Origin of the sequence: Acinetobacter variabilis, from assembly GCF_000369625.1 — a bacterium.
Taxonomy (GTDB): Bacteria; Pseudomonadota; Gammaproteobacteria; order Pseudomonadales; family Moraxellaceae; genus Acinetobacter; species Acinetobacter variabilis.
The window spans coordinates 35,194-54,398 of sequence record NZ_KB850112.1 but is presented as its reverse complement, the minus strand read 5'-3'; the positions used below and the strand labels follow the sequence as shown (position 1 = coordinate 54,398).

General features: G+C 39.2%; 17 protein-coding genes, 1 pseudogene and 1 other annotated feature. Of the genes and pseudogenes, 13 read left to right on the top strand and 5 right to left on the bottom strand.

The features are described from left to right. Positions 1–14: 14 nt before the first annotated feature. The 3 genes from recF to dnaA all read right to left on the bottom strand — a co-directional run bounded on the left by recF (position 15) and on the right by dnaA (position 3,763). Positions 15–1,097, bottom strand: coding sequence for a DNA replication/repair protein RecF (recF, locus tag F897_RS02860; RefSeq protein WP_005233131.1), 1,083 nt, complete (start codon positions 1,095–1,097; stop codon positions 15–17). A 25-nt stretch (positions 1,098–1,122) separates the two neighbouring features. Further along, on the bottom strand, positions 1,123–2,271 hold the full coding sequence (gene dnaN, locus F897_RS02855) for a DNA polymerase III subunit beta (protein ID WP_005233130.1): 1,149 nt from the start codon (positions 2,269–2,271) through the stop codon (positions 1,123–1,125). Between the two features lie 109 nt (positions 2,272–2,380). Beyond that, positions 2,381–3,763, bottom strand: coding sequence for a chromosomal replication initiator protein DnaA (gene dnaA, locus F897_RS02850; protein WP_004780349.1), 1,383 nt, complete (start codon positions 3,761–3,763; stop codon positions 2,381–2,383). Between the two features lie 658 nt (positions 3,764–4,421). On the opposite strand from dnaA, the gene rpmH reads away from it, so the two are divergent. From rpmH to F897_RS02810, 8 genes are all read left to right on the top strand, one after another. Next, positions 4,422–4,556: a 50S ribosomal protein L34 gene (rpmH, locus tag F897_RS02845; protein WP_000831329.1), complete on the top strand. Its 135-nt coding sequence runs from the start codon at positions 4,422–4,424 to the stop codon at positions 4,554–4,556. Between the two features lie 29 nt (positions 4,557–4,585). Continuing rightward, a complete protein-coding gene (gene rnpA, locus F897_RS02840) occupies positions 4,586–4,981 on the top strand; it encodes a ribonuclease P protein component (RefSeq protein ID WP_005233129.1) in 396 nt (131 codons plus the stop codon). 9 nt (positions 4,982–4,990) lie between these two features. Beyond that, entirely contained in the window at positions 4,991–5,311 is a 321-nt protein-coding gene (gene yidD / locus F897_RS02835; RefSeq protein WP_005233127.1) for a membrane protein insertion efficiency factor YidD, read from the top strand. 5 nt (positions 5,312–5,316) lie between these two features. Then, positions 5,317–7,080 carry a membrane protein insertase YidC gene (gene yidC / locus F897_RS02830; RefSeq protein WP_005233126.1) on the top strand — a complete coding sequence of 588 codons (1,764 nt, stop codon included), beginning with the start codon at positions 5,317–5,319 and terminating at the stop codon, positions 7,078–7,080. Between the two features lie 92 nt (positions 7,081–7,172). Next, the gene (mnmE, locus tag F897_RS02825; protein WP_005233125.1) at positions 7,173–8,528 is read left to right on the top strand and encodes a tRNA uridine-5-carboxymethylaminomethyl(34) synthesis GTPase MnmE; all 1,356 of its coding nucleotides are present in this window, start codon (positions 7,173–7,175) and stop codon (positions 8,526–8,528) included. 204 nt (positions 8,529–8,732) lie between these two features. Next, the gene (locus F897_RS02820) at positions 8,733–9,989 is read left to right on the top strand and encodes a tyrosine-type recombinase/integrase (protein WP_005233123.1); all 1,257 of its coding nucleotides are present in this window, start codon (positions 8,733–8,735) and stop codon (positions 9,987–9,989) included. A gap of 578 nt (positions 9,990–10,567) precedes the next feature. Continuing rightward, positions 10,568–10,780 (top strand): helix-turn-helix transcriptional regulator, encoded by a 213-nt coding sequence (locus F897_RS02815; protein WP_005233122.1) that lies wholly within the window; start codon positions 10,568–10,570, stop codon positions 10,778–10,780. Between the two features lie 132 nt (positions 10,781–10,912). After that, the gene (locus F897_RS02810) at positions 10,913–13,357 is read left to right on the top strand and encodes a DUF927 domain-containing protein (protein ID WP_005233120.1); all 2,445 of its coding nucleotides are present in this window, start codon (positions 10,913–10,915) and stop codon (positions 13,355–13,357) included. A 562-nt stretch (positions 13,358–13,919) separates the two neighbouring features. Here F897_RS02810 and F897_RS02805 read toward each other — a convergent pair. Continuing rightward, a protein-coding gene (locus tag F897_RS02805) for an IS3 family transposase (RefSeq protein WP_122959109.1) occupies positions 13,920–15,139 on the bottom strand; the annotation gives its coding sequence in 2 pieces (ribosomal slippage) (positions 13,920–14,863 and positions 14,863–15,139; 1,221 coding nt in all). Further along, positions 14,748–14,864 (bottom strand) — a sequence feature (AL1L pseudoknot). Its footprint overlaps the gene before it by 117 nt. 311 nt (positions 15,140–15,450) lie before the next feature. On the opposite strand from F897_RS02805, the gene F897_RS02790 reads away from it, so the two are divergent. Beyond that, entirely contained in the window at positions 15,451–15,900 is a 450-nt protein-coding gene (locus tag F897_RS02790; protein WP_005233118.1) for a hypothetical protein, read from the top strand. 380 nt (positions 15,901–16,280) lie between these two features. On the opposite strand, the gene F897_RS02785 is transcribed toward F897_RS02790, so the two are convergent. Next, entirely contained in the window at positions 16,281–16,943 is a 663-nt protein-coding gene (locus F897_RS02785; protein ID WP_005233117.1) for a hypothetical protein, read from the bottom strand. Between the two features lie 252 nt (positions 16,944–17,195). Here F897_RS02785 and F897_RS02780 point away from each other — a divergent pair, with 252 nt between their 5' ends. The 4 genes and pseudogenes from F897_RS02780 to F897_RS02760 form a co-directional block, all read left to right on the top strand. Next, positions 17,196–17,600 (top strand): transposase family protein, encoded by a 405-nt coding sequence (locus tag F897_RS02780; protein ID WP_004783114.1) that lies wholly within the window; start codon positions 17,196–17,198, stop codon positions 17,598–17,600. 37 nt (positions 17,601–17,637) lie between these two features. After that, positions 17,638–18,048: pseudogene (locus tag F897_RS16880) on the top strand (transposase family protein); the annotation flags it as partial. Between the two features lie 13 nt (positions 18,049–18,061). Continuing rightward, on the top strand, positions 18,062–19,024 hold the full coding sequence (locus F897_RS02765; RefSeq protein ID WP_005233116.1) for an ABC-three component system protein: 963 nt from the start codon (positions 18,062–18,064) through the stop codon (positions 19,022–19,024). A gap of 53 nt (positions 19,025–19,077) precedes the next feature. Further along, the coding region (locus F897_RS02760; RefSeq protein ID WP_004755830.1) for a hypothetical protein at positions 19,078–19,205 on the top strand (128 nt) is incomplete at its 3' end.

Sequence of the window (19,205 nt, the reverse complement as noted above, 5' to 3'; positions counted from 1 at the left end):
TAAAAATTTAAAAACTATTGCACAACAACTTGAACTGTACCGTTTTCAACATTGAATAACTGATATGAGATAGACAGATCATGTAGGTGCTTTTGTACTGATTCATGGTCTAAAGTGGTAATAAAAACTTGACTACCAAGCTGGCTCAATCGCTCAATTAAACGTTGTTGTGCGGTTAAATCTAATTCTGCTGTCACATCATCTAATAATACCACAGTTTCCTTATTACAAGAATGCAGCATTGCGATTTGCGACAGTTTAAGTGCCATCATTAAAAGCTTTTTTTGTCCGCGAGATAAGATCACATCGGCATCCCCCAAAGGGGTCTTGAGACGCAAATCTGCGCGATGTGGACCATATTCGGTATAGCGCCGTTCTACATCTTTGTCATGATGATTGGATAGGTCATTTAGCAGGCCATGTTCACTGTGAAAGCCGGGACTGTATTCCAGAGAAATCTCCAGATCCGGTAATAGATGTTTGAGTTCATCCTCAAAAAATGGCTTCCACTGTTCCATGATGCCGACACGTTGGGAGTGCAAAATCTCACCATATTCGCTCAGCATCTGGTTCCACGCTTCCAGATCAGACAAACTTAGAAAACGTTTGGATTTAAGCAGACTGTTCCGCTGTTTTAGGGCTCGTGAATAATATTGCCAGGCATGATAAAACCCTGGTTCCACGTGGAACATTAACCAGTCCAAAAGCTGACGACGTGGTTTGGCACCATGATCGATAATATCGGTACTCTGCGGATCAAGCATTTGTAAGGGTAACATCTTGGCAAGCTGACCTTGGGTTGCAATCGCATCGCCATTGACCTTGATCAGCTGTTCCCCGCTGGCCATTTTTTGCATGCCGACTTTTTCAGTTTCCGATTGGGCGAACACAATCGCATCCGAGGCGCCATGCTGAATGTAATTTTTCGGGATATGGGTACGAAAGGAACGTCCTGTGGCCAGTAAATGAATAGCTTCCAGTACTGAAGTCTTGCCCGAACCATTTTGGCCATAAAAAACATTAAACGGTTGCAATCCCTGGAGTGCAACCGTTTTTAAGTTTCGTACACGTTCAATATGAAGACGCGTAATATGCATGGCGTTGGCTTAGCTTAGCTGTCGCTTAGACACGCATTGGCATCACGACATAGGTCTGATCGGTATGAGATGGATCCTGAACCAGCACAGACTGATTCGCTTCAGTCATGGTCATGGATACATCTTCACCGTCCAGTACACCTAGCACTTCAATCAGGTATTGCGCATTGAATGACATTTCCAGTGGTGCATCTGCATACTGGATCGCCAGATCTTCAATCGCCTCATCCTGTTCTGGGTTATTGGCACGAAGTTGTAATGAACCGGCATTAAAGTTCAGGAATACGCCACGCAGTTTTTCATTACTTAGAATAGCCACACGTTGTAAGGATTGCTTAAACACGTCATGCGCAATAATCACATTCTTGTCGCCGCCACGTGGAATTACACGGCGGTAGTCCGGGAATTTACCATCAATCAGTTTCGTGGTGAAACGAACTGTGATATCAGCCTGTTCTTTATCACGGCTGGCCATACGAATGGTTACATTCAATAATTCACGACCAATCAACAACAAGAGTTGTTCATCTTCAACGCTTAATAAACGTTGCAGTTCAGCGACTGCCTTACGTGGAACAATGGCTTGAATCGGTTGAGTTGCTGTCGATTGGGCTGCTGTTTCACACAATGCCAGACGATGACCATCTGTCGTTACCGCACGAAGCTGATTAGCGTCAATTTCAAGTAAAGTACCAGTCAGGTAAAAACGTACGTCCTGCACTGCCATGGCGAAAGCCGTTTTTTCAAACAGACGTTTTAATTCGCGCTGAGTCACAGTGACTTGTGTGCCTTGAGTATTTTCAGTATTCAATAATGGATAGTCATCCGCAGGCAAAGTACCGAGCACAAAACGACTATTTCCAGATTTCAGGATACAACGCTGGTCATCGGTAATTTGCAGATCAATCAGGGCTGCTGATGGCAGAGATTTACAGATATCAATCAGCTTACGTGCTGGAACAGTGGTTTCACCCGCTTGCAAGCATGCACCTTCAGCCAACTGTGTGCTGGCCACCAGTTCTACTTCAAGATCCGAACCAGTGACGGTCAAAGCTTCAGCAGTCACCTGGATTTTCAGGTTTGAAAGAATATTTAAGGTATGGCGACGTTCAACCGCTCCTACGACATGTGAGAGAACATTCAGTAAGCTTTCTTTCGCGATTTTTAAACGCACGGTACATTCCTCTAAAGCTGAAGATTAATAAGATAAAAGTTGAATTTTTAGCAGTTAACTATGCGGCAAAACAGGCCGCATAGCAAGAACAGAATTTGAGCGTTTTAGGTCAACTCTGCAACAGGCGTTGCAGGTTTTTATAGTCCTCATTGAAGATCGGATCTTCTTCACGCAAGCTCTGTACTTTTTCGCAGGCATGCATGACTGTACTGTGATCTCGACCACCAAAAGCCATACCAATTTCCGGGAAACTATCTCCGGTCAGTTCACGTGCCAGACCCATTGCAAGCTGACGTGGACGAGCATAAATACGGGTACGTTTTGGACCTACCAGCTCTTTAAGCGGAATGCGAAAATATTCACTCACGACACGCTGGATATTTTCAGTACTGATGGTCCGGGCACGAATTGCGAGGACATCTTTCAAAGACTCACGTACTACATCCAGATCAATCGGCGTTCCTTTAAAACGTGAGATCGCCACCACTTTGTTTAGCGCACCTTCAAGTTCACGGACGTTCGCCACCACTTGTTGGGCGATAAATAGCGCACAGTTACGTGGTAAATCTACACCGGTGTTTTCGGCTTTTTTCAGCAAGATTTCAATTCGGGTTTCGATATCAGGTGGTTCCACACCTACAGAAAGTCCCCAGGAAAAACGTGAAACCAGACGTGGATCCAGTTCGGTCAATTCTTTAGGGTAACGATCCGAGGTGAGGATAATTTGCTTCGATTCATCCAATAGCGCGTTAAAGGTATAGAAGAACTCCACCAGACTGGCTTCTTTACCTGCGAGCAAATGAATATCATCGACCAGCAAAAGATCCAGTGAACGGCAGTTTTTCTTAAACTCTTCAACCTTGCCCTGTTGTAAGGAACTGACAAAATCCTGTACAAAGCTTTCTGCAGTCATATACATCACGCGGGCATTGGGTTTTGCCTGTAATAATGCATTCCCGACTGCCTGCATCAAGTGGGTTTTACCCAGACCAGTCGGGCCATATAAAAATAGCGGGTTATGCTGCGAAGCACCGAGTTGAGTTAACACCTTACGACAGGTTTCAGCCGCCATCTGGTTAGAACGGCCTTCAACAAATAACGAGAAGGTAAATAAAGGATTCAGCTGACGTTTACGGCTATTTTTGCCTGAATCTTCTTTTTCTTTCTTAGGACGCGGTGCTGGCGCAACCACAGGTGCAGATTCCAAAGCCGCTGTTGTCGTCGCTGGCTGTTCACTGGCAGATAAAATTGCACCTGGGCGGGAATCCACCAGAATTTCAACTTTACGTACGCGACCTTCAGATAGCTGTTCGGCCAAAATCGAAATCAGTTCCAGATGATGCTCTTGAATGTAGCGCGTCCAATACGGATTAGGTGCATAAAGACGCAGGGTATCGTCCAGCTCTTCTGCAACCAATGGGCGAATCCACATTGTAAAGACATTTCCAGAGAGCTCTTGTCGCAAGCGATTTAAGCAGTCTGTCCAAAGCATGTGAATCCCCTATTCATTCCATTGTTAATCAAAAAAGGCTGACCGCGACCAAAGCGGGTCGCCATTCTAACCAAGTTATCCACATCTGTCATGGCAATTTCCACAGATTTTGCGCAAAAAGTAGTCATGGTGGATAAATTTAAATTTAAAAAGCTGGTGTGGATAAGTTTATCCGCAAGCTGTGGATAAAATATAGCACAAAGTTATCCACAAAGTATAAAATTAATAAAAACAGTTTTATCCACAAACTAAGTTTTTGTTTATTTAATACAAAATTACCTTTTCCACAGAAAAAGTCCACCCTAATAATAATAAATTTAAATTTATAAATTTGAATTTATTTATAAGATTTCGTTCTTTTGTGGATAACTGAGAAAAGTTTAAATTTAAATTCAAAACTCAAGAGTTAAATTTAGATTTCACATAAGTTGTGGATAACTATGTTGATATAAGTGTTAATAACTTATATTTGATTTTAAAACAAATGGTTATATTGTGGTTAACTTATATATAGGTATTTGAATACAATTTTTTTAATCCCTATTTACATTTTGATTCCAGTCTTATTTGAAAAGAAAATGGCTTTTGCATTGACAGCTCAAGCAATGAGCACTAAAATCGCGGACCTTTATAGAAAGATCATTTTTGGAGTTTCAATATGAAACGTACATTCCAACCATCTGAATTAAAGCGTAAACGCGTTCATGGTTTCCGTGCTCGTATGGCTACTAAAGCTGGTCGTCAAGTTCTAGCTCGCCGTCGTGCAAAAGGTCGTCACAGCTTAACTGTTTAATCAGTTAGGCTTTGCCGATTTTGGGTGTTATGACTACACTTTATAGTTTTGGTACAGAGCTTCGTTTACGCTGTGCTGCAGATTATAAAGGAGTCTTTGATGGTGCGCTTTTTAAAGTGCATCAACCCCATTTCCTTTTTCTTGCAAAACATTCCGAACTGCCAAACAGCCGTTTGGGTTTAGTTGTTGCCAAGAAAAAAGTGCGCCGTGCGCACGAACGAAATCGAGTAAAACGACTTGCTCGCGAAAGTTTTCGCCTGCATCAACAGCAACTAGATGATTTGGATATTGTGGTTATGCCTAAAGTAGGTATAGAAGCGGTACCGAACGCAGAGTTGTATCAGCAATTACAATTTGCCTGGCAGAAACTCAACCGTCTTGCCAAAAAGCATTCCAAAATAGCATCATCCTCCCCACAAAAGTAGAGATGGCCAATGGTACGTTTACTGCATTGGTTAATACGTTTCTATCAGATTGCGATTAGTCCTTTATTGGGACCACGCTGTCGTTATATTCCAACATGTTCTCAATATTCCTTGGAAGCAGTCCATACACATGGAGCTGTACGTGGTGTGTGGCTGGCTACTAAGCGTATTTGCCGTTGTCATCCGTGGGGTGGCTCTGGATATGATCCGGTTCCCCCGAAAGCGATTCGTTTTATTTCATTTCAGCAAATAGATTCTCAAACGCTTCACGTTGCTGTACCCTTTCGTGATCGTTTATTGAACCAAAATCACTCTAACCACTTGGGGTAATACATATGCAACAATGGGCCAGGATTGCAATTCTCGGAGCCATGTTTGTTGTCGCATATTTGCTCATTTTGGCGTGGCAAAAAGATTATGGCAATGCTGAAACCAAACCACAGCAAGAAGCTGCGGTTGTTTCACATGAAGTATCTGCAGATTTGCCAAATGCTCAGACGGCGACGACCGCCTCTGATCTGCCACAAGCAAATATGCCAGCGCAGCAAGCAACGGATGCCACCGCACCTGTAAGTCAGCAGCTTATTTCAGTACAAACTGACCTTTATCATCTTTGGATCAATCCTAAAGGTGGTGATATTGTTCGTGTTGAATTACTCAATCATGACAAGAATAAAGACAGCGATGAACCATTCGTCATGCTGGAAAGCGATGCGAAACGGACGTATGTCGCTCAGTCGGGCCTGATCGGTCTGAATGGACCGGACAGTAGCCGTAATGGCCGTCCAACCTATGAGCTGGAAAAAACGGCTTATACACTGGCAGATGCCAAAGCCGCTAAAAATAAAGATGGCGAAACTGTCAAAGTACTTTCTGTACCTATGGTCTTTAAAACGGCTGATGGTGTAGAAGTCATTAAAACCTTCAACTTTACTGAAGGTGAATATCCGGTAGTTGTGAATCACAAAGTGGTCAACCGCAGCGGCCAGACCTGGCAAGGTCAGATGTTCGGTCAGATCAAACGTGACAACTCTGAAGACCCGGGTAAATCTGATCAGGGAATCTTCACACTGGGAACGTTCCTGGGCGGCGCTTGGGGTACACCGGATGAAAACTACAACAAGTTAAAATTTGACAACTTTGTTGAAGAAAAACTGAATACCGAAGCCAAAGGTGGCTGGGTTGCGATGGTTCAGCACTACTTTGTGAGTGCCTGGGTGCCGGGTAACCTGAAGCTGACTCAAGCTAATGGTGAAGCTTACAGCGCGAAGCTGGAATCACGTAAATCAACTGATAACATGAATATCATTGGTTTTACTTCTCCAACTTTCAATGTGCCTGCAGGTACCGTAGCTGAAATCGATGCGACCTTCTACTCTGGTCCAAAAGTTCAATCAGAGCTGAAAGATCTGGCGACTGGTCTGAACCAGACTGTAGACTATGGCTGGTTATGGCCAATTGCCAAACTGCTGTTTGTTGGTCTTGAGTTCTTCCACGGTCTAGTGGGTAACTGGGGCTGGGCGATCATTCTGTTAACTGTACTGGTTAAACTGATTCTGTGGCCATTGTCGTCGAAGAGCTACCGCTCTATGGCGAAAATGCGTGTGATTGCACCTGAAATGCAACGCATGAAAGAAGAGTTCGGTGAAGACCGTATGCGCTTCTCTCAGGAAATGATGGCACTGTACAAACGCGAGCAGGTGAATCCACTTGCCGGTTGTTTACCATTGTTACTGCAAATGCCAATCTTCCTGGCACTGTACTGGGTACTGATGGAATCTGTAGAACTGCGCCATGCACCATGGATGTTCTGGATCCAGGATTTATCTTCAATGGATCCTTGGTTCATCCTGCCATTGATCATGGGTGCGACCATGTATATTCAGCAGATGCTGAATCCGCAACCAACTGATCCAATGCAGGCGAAAGTGTTCAAGATTATGCCAGTGATCTTTACAGTATTCTTGCTGTTCTTCCCGGCAGGTCTGGTGTTGTACTGGATTGTGAACAACTTGATCACGATCTTGCAGCAAACACTGATCAACAAGTCGGTTGCCAAAGACCGTGCTAAACGCGATGAGGCAACACCAGTCAACTAAGTTGTACTGATGGGCTGAATAAATCCGCTTAAGATGGTAATCTTGAGCGGATTTTTTTTTGCTGTACTTTTAAGTTTTTCTAGGTGAATGTTATGCTCGACCGAACTACGATTGCTGCGATTGCAACTCCCCCAGGACGTGGCGGTGTAGGTGTCATTCGCCTGTCGGGTCCCCAGTCTTATGAAATTGCCCAGGCTTTGAGCCAAAAAGATTTGCCCAAAGCGCGTTTTGCTGGGTTTCGCCAGTTCTATGATGCAGCCGGTGAAGTAATGGACGAAGGTCTGGTGATTTGCTTCCCGAATCCGAATTCCTTTACCGGTGAAGATGTAGTGGAACTGCAAGGCCATGGTGGCCCGGTGATCCAGAATGCACTGTTGGGCCGTTTGCTGGAACTGGGTGCCACTGCAGCCAAAGCCGGTGAATTCTCCATGCGTGCCTTTGAAAATGGCAAGCTGGATCTGGTGCAGGCAGAAGCGATTGCCGATCTGATTGATGCGACCTCCCAAGCTGCTGCCCGGTCTGCCGTGCGTTCGCTGCAAGGGGCATTCTCGACCAAGGTCAATACGGTATTGGAACAGCTGATTCATTTGCGTTTGCATGTCGAAGCGGCGATCGATTTCCCGGAAGAGGAAATTGACTTTCTGGCTGATGGCAAGATTTTAAATCTGCTGGATGGCGTGGCGAATGCCGTCACTCAGGTTCAGCAATCTGCACGTCAGGGTCAGTTACTGCGTGAAGGTCTGCAAGTGGTGATTGCCGGTAAACCCAATGCAGGCAAATCTTCCCTGCTCAATGCCTTAGCAGGTAATGAACGTGCGATTGTGACCGATATTGCCGGAACCACCCGTGATGTATTACATGAAAAGATCACATTGAATGGCCTGCCGATTACCCTGACCGATACTGCTGGTCTGCGTGAAACCGGCGATATCGTGGAAAAAGAAGGCATTCGCCGCGCGATTAAAGAAATTGAACAGGCCGATCTGCTGTTGCTGGTTTATGACCTGAGCCAAGGTGATGACCCATTACAACTCGCTCAAGAATATTTTGCCGAACATCTCGAGCCGAAACGTCTGGTCCTGATCGGGAACAAAGCGGATTTGACCGGTGCCGATGCTGTCATGGGAGATTTTAGCGGCTTCCGTCATATTACTGTCTCAGCCAAGCAGGAAACTGGCGTTCAATCGCTCATAGATGCGATTACAGCGCATGTAGGCTTCCAGCCAGAAGAAGATACCTTTATTGCCCGTACCCGTCATTTAGACGCAATGAAGCGCACTCAAATGTATTTGGCTGAAGCTCGTGAGCAACTTGTTGTTTATAATGCAGGTGAACTGGTCGCAGAGTCTTTACGTTTGGCACAGAATGCACTGGGTGAGATTACGGGTGACTTTAGTGCGGATGATTTGCTGGGTAAGATCTTTGGATCATTCTGTATTGGAAAGTAATTTAAAATTCTATTTATATTCTAAGAAATTCTAATTAAATTTAATTTAAACTAAATAGCATTAAGTTTTAACAACTTAGTGCTATTTTTACTTCTTTTTATTATTCCAATATGTTCTATGGATTCATCTAGTGCTATGATTTTTTTAGTCACTTATTAGTTGTGTGACTTTAAAAATGTATTTTTTCTGGGGGTGACTAAAGATATGCCAAAGACTACTGGATTGGTTTTTTCTACTGATAGGGAAATTCAAAATCTGAAGCCACAAGAAAAACGGTACTCAGTGAAGGATAAGCTGAATAACGGTTTATTTATTGAGGTAAAGGAATCGGGGATTAAGTCCTGGCACTATCGTTATACATTCGAGGGTAAGCAGGAAAGACTAGTGATTGGTCGCTATCCGGATCTATCTCTGAAGGAAGCCAGACAAATTAGGGATGAATCTGCTTCTATGGCAGCAAAGGGAATTTCTCCAAAGCAGGAAAAAGATAATAAGAAGGCTGGTAGAGCCAATAGTATCCTGTTGAAAGACTACGGCGAACGCTATTTAAATGAAGTCATCAGAAAAGATAGAAAGAATCCATACAATATGATTCTCTGTCTGAAGAATGATATCTATCCATTTATAGGTCATATCCCTCTAAAAGACATTTCTATAGATGATATACATCGTGTGATATGGCGTAAGAAAGAACAAGGCTATGATGCAGCAGCTAATCAGGTTCGAGGTCTACTCAAACGCATGTTTGATTATGCAATGACGCTTCGATTGGTACAGTTCAATCCAGTGTTATCTATTCCATCACGACACGTATTTAAAAGTCGGCCACGAAATAGATATCTAAGTGCAGATGAAATCAAAAAGTTTTATACGACTCTTTTGGCATCACGTATATATAAGCCTCGAAAGCTAGGCTTGTTGCTATCTTTACTCACCCTATTAAGAAAGTCTGAGTTATTGAGAGCTCAATGGTCACATATAGATTTTGATAAGCGCGTTTGGCTTATCCCAGAAACAAAAGCAGATAGTAAGACTGGTAATAGCCGGGAAATGATTGTGTATATGTCTGATCAAATTATCGATATTCTTAAGGAACTTAAAACTATAGCTGGTGATGAGCCATATGTTTTTGTAGGACGTAAACCAGGAACTCATATCAGCCACAATGCTTTTAATACCGCACAAAAATCGGCATTAGCATTAACAGATATTCCAGATTTCACCATTCATGATTTACGTAGAACAGCTAGTACGCATTTAAATGAACAAGGCTTTAATCGGGATGCTATTGAAAAATGCCTAAATCACTCATCATTTGGTGTGCGTGCTGTGTATAACAAAGCTGAATATGCTGATGAGCGTATCAAGATGATGCAGAAGTGGAGTGACTTTATTTTTTCCTTGATCTTTAAAGACAATCTGATCTTTTTTAATCAAGCTAGAAAGTCATCTATAGGCTAAATGTAACAAATTAATTCAATGAAATATAAATGGAATTTATATTTCCAAGCTAAAAAAAGCAATTTTCATCGAATTTTTAATTTATTCCCATGAAAATATAAATGGATATAAATGAGGTATATAAAAATATAAATAAATTAATATTTTTATATAAATCAATTGATTATTCTTACATAAGGAGATGCTTTAAGAAAAGTTGCGAGAGCTTTGATATTTGATACAGTGTTATCCAAGGAGTTCATTTAACTTCAAAAGAAAAGGGCTAACAAAGGTATTACCAGTACCTAAGAAGCCCTATTCAGGTGGTAATGATTACCAGTCATTACCAGTATTTTTAACTGCAATCACAAGCACAAACTGGAAATACAGAATGTAAACAGTCAAAAATTAGTAAAACACAAATGTGTTTTCACATAAATATAGCTTAGACCACCTTTTTTGCAATGGTTTTAATCCGGCTTAAAAGAGAATTTCCTTTTCTTAAACTAAAGGAAGTTCCTAGGCTTTTGTTTTCTAAAATAAGACTTTATTACTGTACTTTATTTTGTGTCTGAATGCTTATGTGAGTTCATTTAGATATGTCAATGAAAGATCAACAACCTATTATCTCTTCTATTCGCTTAATTCGTCGTAAAGAAGTCCAGCAAAAAACAGGTTTAGGGGCTTCTTCAATTTATGCATTAATGAAAAAAGATGAATTTCCAAAACCTATAACACTCTCTACACGTCGTGTCGCTTGGATTGAATCAGATATAGAAAAATGGATTCTTGAGCGTATTAGTAAAAATTAAATGGAATAGACAAATTATTTCGACATGAATCCTCATGTTATTTTTTTCTAATCAGTTATTTAAGGATATTAATAGTACTTTCGATAGGTATGAAAACTAATATCCTTAGATGGTTACAGAGTTATTTAGGGTATGGAAAAAGTATCATCCCAAATGTTCAATACTATTGAACTTAATCATCCAAAGATGATATTAGAATCTTGCGCAATACTGCACTCTCAAGATGAAAGTTATAAAAAGTATTCCCTTATTAAACGTTTTGGCAGTCCTGAACAGCCAATCTACGTTGACCAAAGCAATGTAAATATAAATAGTGTTAATTATAAACAACCTTTAATTATGCCTATCTATAATGGGTACATGGAGCTTATACAATGTGCTGTTATGCAAGATGAACAGCGTGTAGCTGTTATACCAGATGGGCTTGCTAAAGGCTTTGCAAAATATGGTCATTTTAATTATGACCAACCTGTTATTATCACTTATAGCCTAGAATCATTCTTTAAGATTGCCCAAACTGGGTACGCCGTTGTATTGGTTATATTGCCGACCCTATGCAACAAATACCAAACAGAACTCAAGCCATTTGATTTTGAACAAATCCAATTTGTGATTAATCAGCTCTCACAGGCAGGCTATAAGCAGCTTTATTTACCTGTCAGAATTGAACAAATGTGCCTTGAGTCATTTCAAAAGCTGGAAAAAAATACGGCTGTTAGATTGCTATGCCAGTATTTAAAAATTGGTGTAAGCGAATTTCAGATCGAATTTACTCAAGATGAAAGTTTAAGTGAGGTGCTGGCGTTTATTGATGAAGCTATCGAGGCTTTACCATCGAAAAGTATTTTGCCTAAAGGCCACTTGGCTAAACCGATGAAATGGGAAAATGGACATTTCCACATCACAGAGAATGGGCTGTTCTTCGTTGATGAAGATAAGAACGGCATAAGTCAAAAGCGTTTTATTTCAAGTCCTGTATTGGTCATTGCAAAGACTAGAGATAATTCTAGTAATAACTGGGGTGTATTGCTTAATTGGAAAGATGATAACGAGGTAGAGCATATCCAGGCTCTATCTATGGAGTTATTCCAGACTGATGGTGCAGACCTACGCAAAGCCCTAGCCTATCAAGGTGTAACCATTGCACCAGACCAGCGAGCAAGAAATCTTCTTCAATGCTATCTAATGAGCTATCAGGCAGATCGATATGCCTTATGTGTGGATCGGGTTGGTTGGCATGATGACGTATTTGTATTACCTCATAAGCAGATCGGACAGAGTAGTAACGGCGATTTAATCGTCTATCAATCAAATAATACTCTAGATAATCGCTACCAAAGTAAAGGCACATTAGAGCAATGGAAAAGCAATATAGCGCAATTGGTAGAGAATCATAGCTTATTAGTTTTTTCATTGTGTACGGCCTTTGCTGGGCAGTTATTGGACCCTCTTAACCAGCAAGGCGGAGGCTTTCATATTAAGGGTGGCACTTCTAAAGGGAAAAGCACAGCGTTAAACCTTGCTAGTTCTGTATGGGGTAACCCAAAGCAATTCTATAGGACATGGAAAGCCACAGGGAACGCCTTAGAACATACAGCTTATATGCACAATGATGGCTTTTTGGTGCTGGATGAAATTGGAGAGATAGTAAATCCAAAAGAGCTAGGCAATATTATCTACATGCTTGCTAATGGTTCAGGTAAGTCACGAATGACTAAACAAATAACAGCAAGAACTACGCATCAATGGAAGGTTATTTTCCTATCTAGTGGTGAAAAAAGCCTTAAAGATATTATGATCGAACAAGGCCAAAAAATTAAGCTAGGACAGGAAATACGCCTAGCTGATATTGATATAGATCAGTCAGAGTACGGTATTTTTGACTGTATCGACTTTGCAAAGAGTGGAGCGAAACAAGCTATTGAACTTAGTAAGCGCATGGCAGACTGCTACGGCGTAGCTGGCATTGCATGGCTTGAGTACCTGACCAGCAATAAAGGTGAGCACATGGACGAAGCTAGAGAGCTTTTAGAGCAGTATCGCCAAGCTTTAACCATGAACCAATCACAAGGCCATATTGTCCGGGTAGCTAATTACTTTGCATTGGTGGCAACAGCTGGAGAACTTGCAACTAAGGCCAATATTACAGGTTGGAAAAGAGGCACAGCATTTAACGCCGTACAAAAGGTCTTTAATCAATGGCTGGGCAGTTTTGAGCAGGTCGGAGATTATGAGAATCGAGAAATCATGGCTCATGTTAAGGCATTCTTTGAAGCGAACGAATCAAGTCGATTTGAGGCCATTACACCCGACCCTAACCATATCGAGCGCATTCACAATCGTGTTGGCTACTGGAAGATAGAGAATAGCGAAAAGTTGTTTTATGTATTGCCTGAACAGTTCAAAAATGAAATTAGTAAGGGATATGACAGCAAAAAAGTAGCAAGAGTATTACTAGCCTATAACCTTCTAGATCATGATTCTAATAAAAGCCAAAAAACTGTTCGTTTGCCATCACGGAAAAATTCAGTGAAGGTTTACGCCGTCAAAGAGGCTATTTTTAGCTGGGAAGCATAAAATGAAGGTAATATGGGTAACATAGGTAACAACCGCATGAATAAAGACTTTCAAGCATTACCTATTGAAAGTAGGAACAGGCAACAGAGGTAACAGGTCTATATTCCGCCTTCAATCGTTACCCATGTTACCTAAATAAATAAATAAAGGTAACAGGGTGAAATGCTTGTATAGAAAGGCTGTTACCCATATTACCCATGAAAAATAGATCTTCTGTGAAAATTTAAGAGATTTAAGAAATAGGTAAACGTAAGCTAAAAAATTAACTGGCTAGGTGAATGCAATATGAGACATATCTAGTTTATTAATTAATAAATATACATATAATCGGATTAACTCATATTTGTGTGAATCAGATGTGCAAAATAAAGGATTAGAAAATCAAACAGTAGAGGTAACACTTCAAGTTGAAGATGCTGTTATGGAAGCAGGATTTAGCTTAACCTCTCACATGGATTACCCACTCACTATTGTGGATTTTTATCACCTTAAAAGCCCTCAAAGACGATTTGACTTGCTTTCATGAACCGTACCGGGTTTGTCGGAGACTTTTTTATTTAAGTTAGGCCACCTGACCTAACGGGTTAATCTTATCATAGTACATTGCTTCAAACTCAAAAGGCGATACATAACCCAGTGCACTGTGTACACGCTTTTTATTGAACCAATCTACCCAGTTTAGTGTCGCAAGTTGTACATCTGCTAAACCTTGCCAATCTGCTTTTAAATATTCAATCACCTCTGTTTTGTATAAGCCATTCACCGTTTCAGCCAGAGCATTATCGTATGAATCACCAGTTGTACCGACTGATGCTCGTAAATTTGCAGCTTCTAAACGATTGGTATAGCGAATAGAAAGATATTGAACACCTCTATCGGAATGATGAATCACATTCTTTGGCATGCCTCGATCGTGCAAGGCTTGCTCTAATGCATCGAGCACCATATCTGTATTCATCCGTGTCGATACTTTCCAACCAACAATTGCTCGTGAGAACACATCAATAATAAAGGCGGTATAGACCCAGCCTGAATGAGTTTGAATATACGTAAAGTCACTCACCCACAGTTGGTCAGGATGATCAGCATTAAAATTACGTTTCACTAAATCATCTGCTCTTTTTTGATCATCTCGGCTACGGGTGGTTTGTTTATTCTTACCACGCCAAACACCTTGTATACCTAGCTTCTGCATCAATCGAGCAACTGTACAACGTGCGATAACATAACCTTCACGTTTCAATTGTTGCCAGACCTTACGCACACCATATCGACCTGAACTTTCTTTCCAAATTCGTTGAATTTGTTCAGCATGATGCTCATCATGTAGATCTCGTTTCGCTCGATGTTCTGGATTGTCCGCGAGATCTAAAGTTCGGTAATAGGTTGAAGCTGCGATCGGTAAAATCCTACAAATCGCATCAACACCATATCGATCTTTATTGTTATGGATGAAATCCACCATTATTTGTGTGGGCGGTCGAGCTCCGCCTGGGCGAAAAAAGCGGCTGCTTTACGTAGAATTTCATTGGCACGCTTTAATTCTTTAATTTCACGTTCCATTTGCTTCATTTTTTCTTGATCAGATATCTGTTGTACTTTAATAGGATTTTGCTGATCTAAATGCTTTTGATGCCAGGCACGAAGTGTTTCAGGAGTACAACCAATCTTAGGCGCAATTGCTGTGATTGCAGCCCAAGTAGAAGGATAATCTTTTTCAGATTCAATCAATAATTGAACCGCTCTTTCTCTGATTTCAGGGGTATATTTTAATTTTGTCATCGGGGTAGTCTCTCAGAATATTGACTCTCCGACAAACCCGGTACGGTTCATTCAAGCAGTGTGTTCTTTATAGGTTTTGGATTACTTCTTACAAGTGTGGGAAGATTTATAGCTCAACAACTTGGTTATGCAACAAAGTTAGAACCATATGAGGTGGTTACAGGTTTTGTGGCAGTAGGTATTGCATGTATTGGTTATTTTATTGGTCTTTATATAGTTCCAAATCCTAAAAAAGAACTTCTAAAGCGTATAGATGAACATTTCAAAAGTAACCCTCCATCACGATCAACTGTTAAGGCGAAGGATAAGTAATGTATAGTCTTCATAATCTTCCAACAGACTACAAAGCATTCCAAACGCTTAATTTATGTAGCAATAAGGTTTTAGGTGGTGGTTTTCCATTTTCTTTAGGTAGTGAATTACCATTGCTAGTCGGAAATGGCCCAGGTCCTGTAATTTGGCTTCAAGCTGTGCAAAATTCATCAACGAAAGAATTAATATTGTTAGTTGATAGAAATGTTCCAACTGTAAAAGGTGTTGAGGTCACTAAACCTGAAGAAGGGGTAATTGAGATTTTTATTGGAACTACAAAAATTTTGAGAATTAAAAAGACAGGGAGTGATTCTGCAGTTATTTCCAAATTGGATCTAAGGCCAATTGGCTTAAATATTACTGGAAATCAAGAAAGCCTTAGTATTGGTGGATCAAGTTTTTCAGGTAATACTTTTCAGGGAGCTCAAGTCGTAATAGGCTTAGGTTAAAAAAGAAATTAAAATAAGACCCACTTCAGTGGGTCTTTTAATACTTAGTCTAAATAATAAAAATTTACATTCTATAAAAGGGCAATGTCCTGAATCTTTTTACAACACTCGTTAAATTAAAGAACAAAACTCAAAGAGATTTAGTTGAGTGAGGTAAAACTACTTTATTTATTAGCATAAGCTACCAAAAAAAATAATTTTGATTCTTTTTTAAAATATTTCTAATATAAAACAATAACTTATGGTTAATTTTTTTTAAAAATAGGGTTGTTTTAGCTATTTAAGGAAACAACCCCATGAAGGAAATAGTCAAGTATTTTTTTTATAAGGTAAAATTGGCAAAAAGTTACATCAATAAGTTATAAAAATAAGCCCTTTAATTAAAAAACATCAATTTGAGAACAAAATTCTTGTGCATTTGATGAGTAGTAAAGTTCAAAACTTGTAGAATCTCCACCAGATCCAATACTGTTTACCTTGTAAAGATAAGTGGTTTTTTTTCCAGCAGCAGATAGTTGATAAGCTTCATATACAAGTGAATTTTTTGTTTTATCTAAACAAATCTTTTTAGTAATAATCCCCTGCTTTTTTAAAGATGGAATATGTTCAAATGAACAATTACTTGTTGGATAACCAAAACAGCCATTAGTTATATCTCCAGGTTCTAACAATACTTTCGTAACTCCAAATCTTGCCTGTCCCCCCTTATAGGTTATTGTCCAAGGGAGTTCATACTTACGATCTTTGAGAATTGTTGGGGTACTACCTAAAACATTAATACGGACCAAACCTTGTCTAGAAGATTCTATAGAGCCGTCATAGTTAATAATTTCTTTAGATCCACTTGTTAACCATTTAATATTTTTTTCATTTGATAAGTAATCCCACCATACATGCTGTTCTTTAGGCATTAGCTTTTTCACAATAACCCCAAACTCATATGTTCCATATCCTTGGAAATAAGGTATAACTGATAAGTTTTCAGCTTGAGTTATTGTGGGAAATAAAATTGATAGTAATGGTAAAAATTGAAATGGTTTCATGATTTTTAGATTTTTCTCTCTATTTAATTAGCAGTAATATAATTTAATAATTAAAAAGTTATAAGCTTTTATAACTTTACAAAGGATCTTATTAACTATAAAAATATCGCAAGTTATCGATAATAAAAAATTGGTTAATATGTCTAAAAAATTCTTTTATAGATTAGACTTCCGTCATAAATCAAAAAACGTACAATTTATTTGATCTTAAATTAATCAGCAAAATTATTTAATTCAAGGGATAATTCTTGGATGAAATTCAAAGATATTCAAAAATTATCAGACGTTAAATTTCGTAGGCTTACCGGTGTTAGCTGGGCTACATTTAACCTCATGTTGGCCGAGCTAAATAAGCATTTACCTTGTCATATTGGTAAAGGACGACCGCATAAATTACCGTTGGAAGATCGTTTGCTCTTATGTATAGAATATTGGAGAGAATATCGAACATTTTTTCATCTTGGTATGAGTTACGGTGTATCTGAAACGAGTGCAATTCGTATCACACGTGTTATTGAAGATACCTTAATCCGTTCTGGAAAATTTAACTTGCCAAAACAACTTCCTAATCGAGATGAAGTGGATTGGGAAGTTGTTGTGATTGATGCAACTGAAATATTAGTTCAACGTCCAAAAAAAACAGAAGAAATGGTATAGCGGTAAAAAAAAGCGACATACCTTTAAATTTCAGCTATCTATGCACTATACAACAGGTGAAATACTGAGTGTATGTGGAAGTCATGGAAGCATGCATGATTTTAAAATATTCAAAAAAAGCATGAGGAAATTAAAATTTAAGCCCTTTTTTATCGTTGATAAGGGGTATTTAGGGATAAAGAAATTGGGTTTTGGATGCCTCATGCCATCTAAAGCAAAGAAAACTGAACAACTAGATTCTGAATTAAAAAAGTTAAATAAAGAGATTGGTCGTAGACGAATTCAAGTAGAGCATGTATTTGGAAGGATGAAATGTTTTAAGATTTTATCTTGTGTATATAGAAATCGTCGTAAACGATTAAACCTGCGGTTTAATTTACTTGCTGGCATATACAATTTAGATTGGGTGAAAGATAAACAATTAAATTGGTTGAAAAATGATTTATGAAGGAAGTCTATTGATGTTTAAATTAAAAGTATATGAATCAAGCGGAGAAAGTTTTCAAAAGCTTTTTTCTAATGTTATGCACCATTCAGTTCAAGGATTTCAAGCTGTAACTCCAGCTGGACGTTGGGGCGATGGTGGGAATGATGGTTGGGTGGAAGCGGAAAAATGTTATTTTCAAGTATATGGTCCTAAACCCACTACTAATTCTAACCCTGTAAGTGAAGTGGAAAAGGCTTTTACAGATTTTGATAAATTAGAACAAAAATGGGGAACGGTAGAAAAATATTATTTTGTGATTAATGATAGGTTTGAAGGTGTTTCAGCACTTGTCCAAAATAAACTATTTAATTTTAAAAAGGAAAAAAAATTAACAAACTGTGAGCCATTTGCTAGTAGGCATTTACTAGATGCATTTTTAAAGTTAAATGAAGATATTCAAGAAGAAATCCTTAACACTTGTCCTTTAGGTGACTTACCAGAAGATATAGATTATGGAATGTTATCTGAATTAGTTAATAATTTAATTGAAAGAGTACATACCAATTATTTAGATTGCTCTAGTTCATTTTTTGAAGTACCTAATTTTGAAGATAAATTACTTTTAAATAAATTATCACCTGGTATTGCTATGCGACTAAGACAAAATTCTTATCGTGCCTATGAAGTAGATGATTTTATTGAACGTACAGGAGATCATTTAAAGCAAGATTTAGCAATTGAGATTAACTCAATCTATAAGAGAAGCCTCGATTTAATACCTGATACTGATCCACAGTGTGCAGATTTAAGATATATATGGATGATAGACGAAATTTTGCCTCTTTCTATTAGAAGTAGATCTATGAGTGGACAAAATTTAATTGCTTATAAATTAGTAGCTGAAATAATATTAGCTAAATTTTTTGAAACTTGTGATGTTTATGAACATCCAGACAATGTTGAGAGATGGATCCGTAAATTTGAACAACTCCTATAAGTGATATTCTGCTCCTCAAATGATGTTATAAACATCAATATATGGAGTATTTTATGGCACGTAGACCAAGAAGAAATCATTCAAATGATTTTAAAGCTAAGGTAGCACTTGCTGCGATTAAAGCAGAAAAAACACTTGCTGAATTGAGTGCTGAATTTGATGTTCATCAAAACCAAATTAT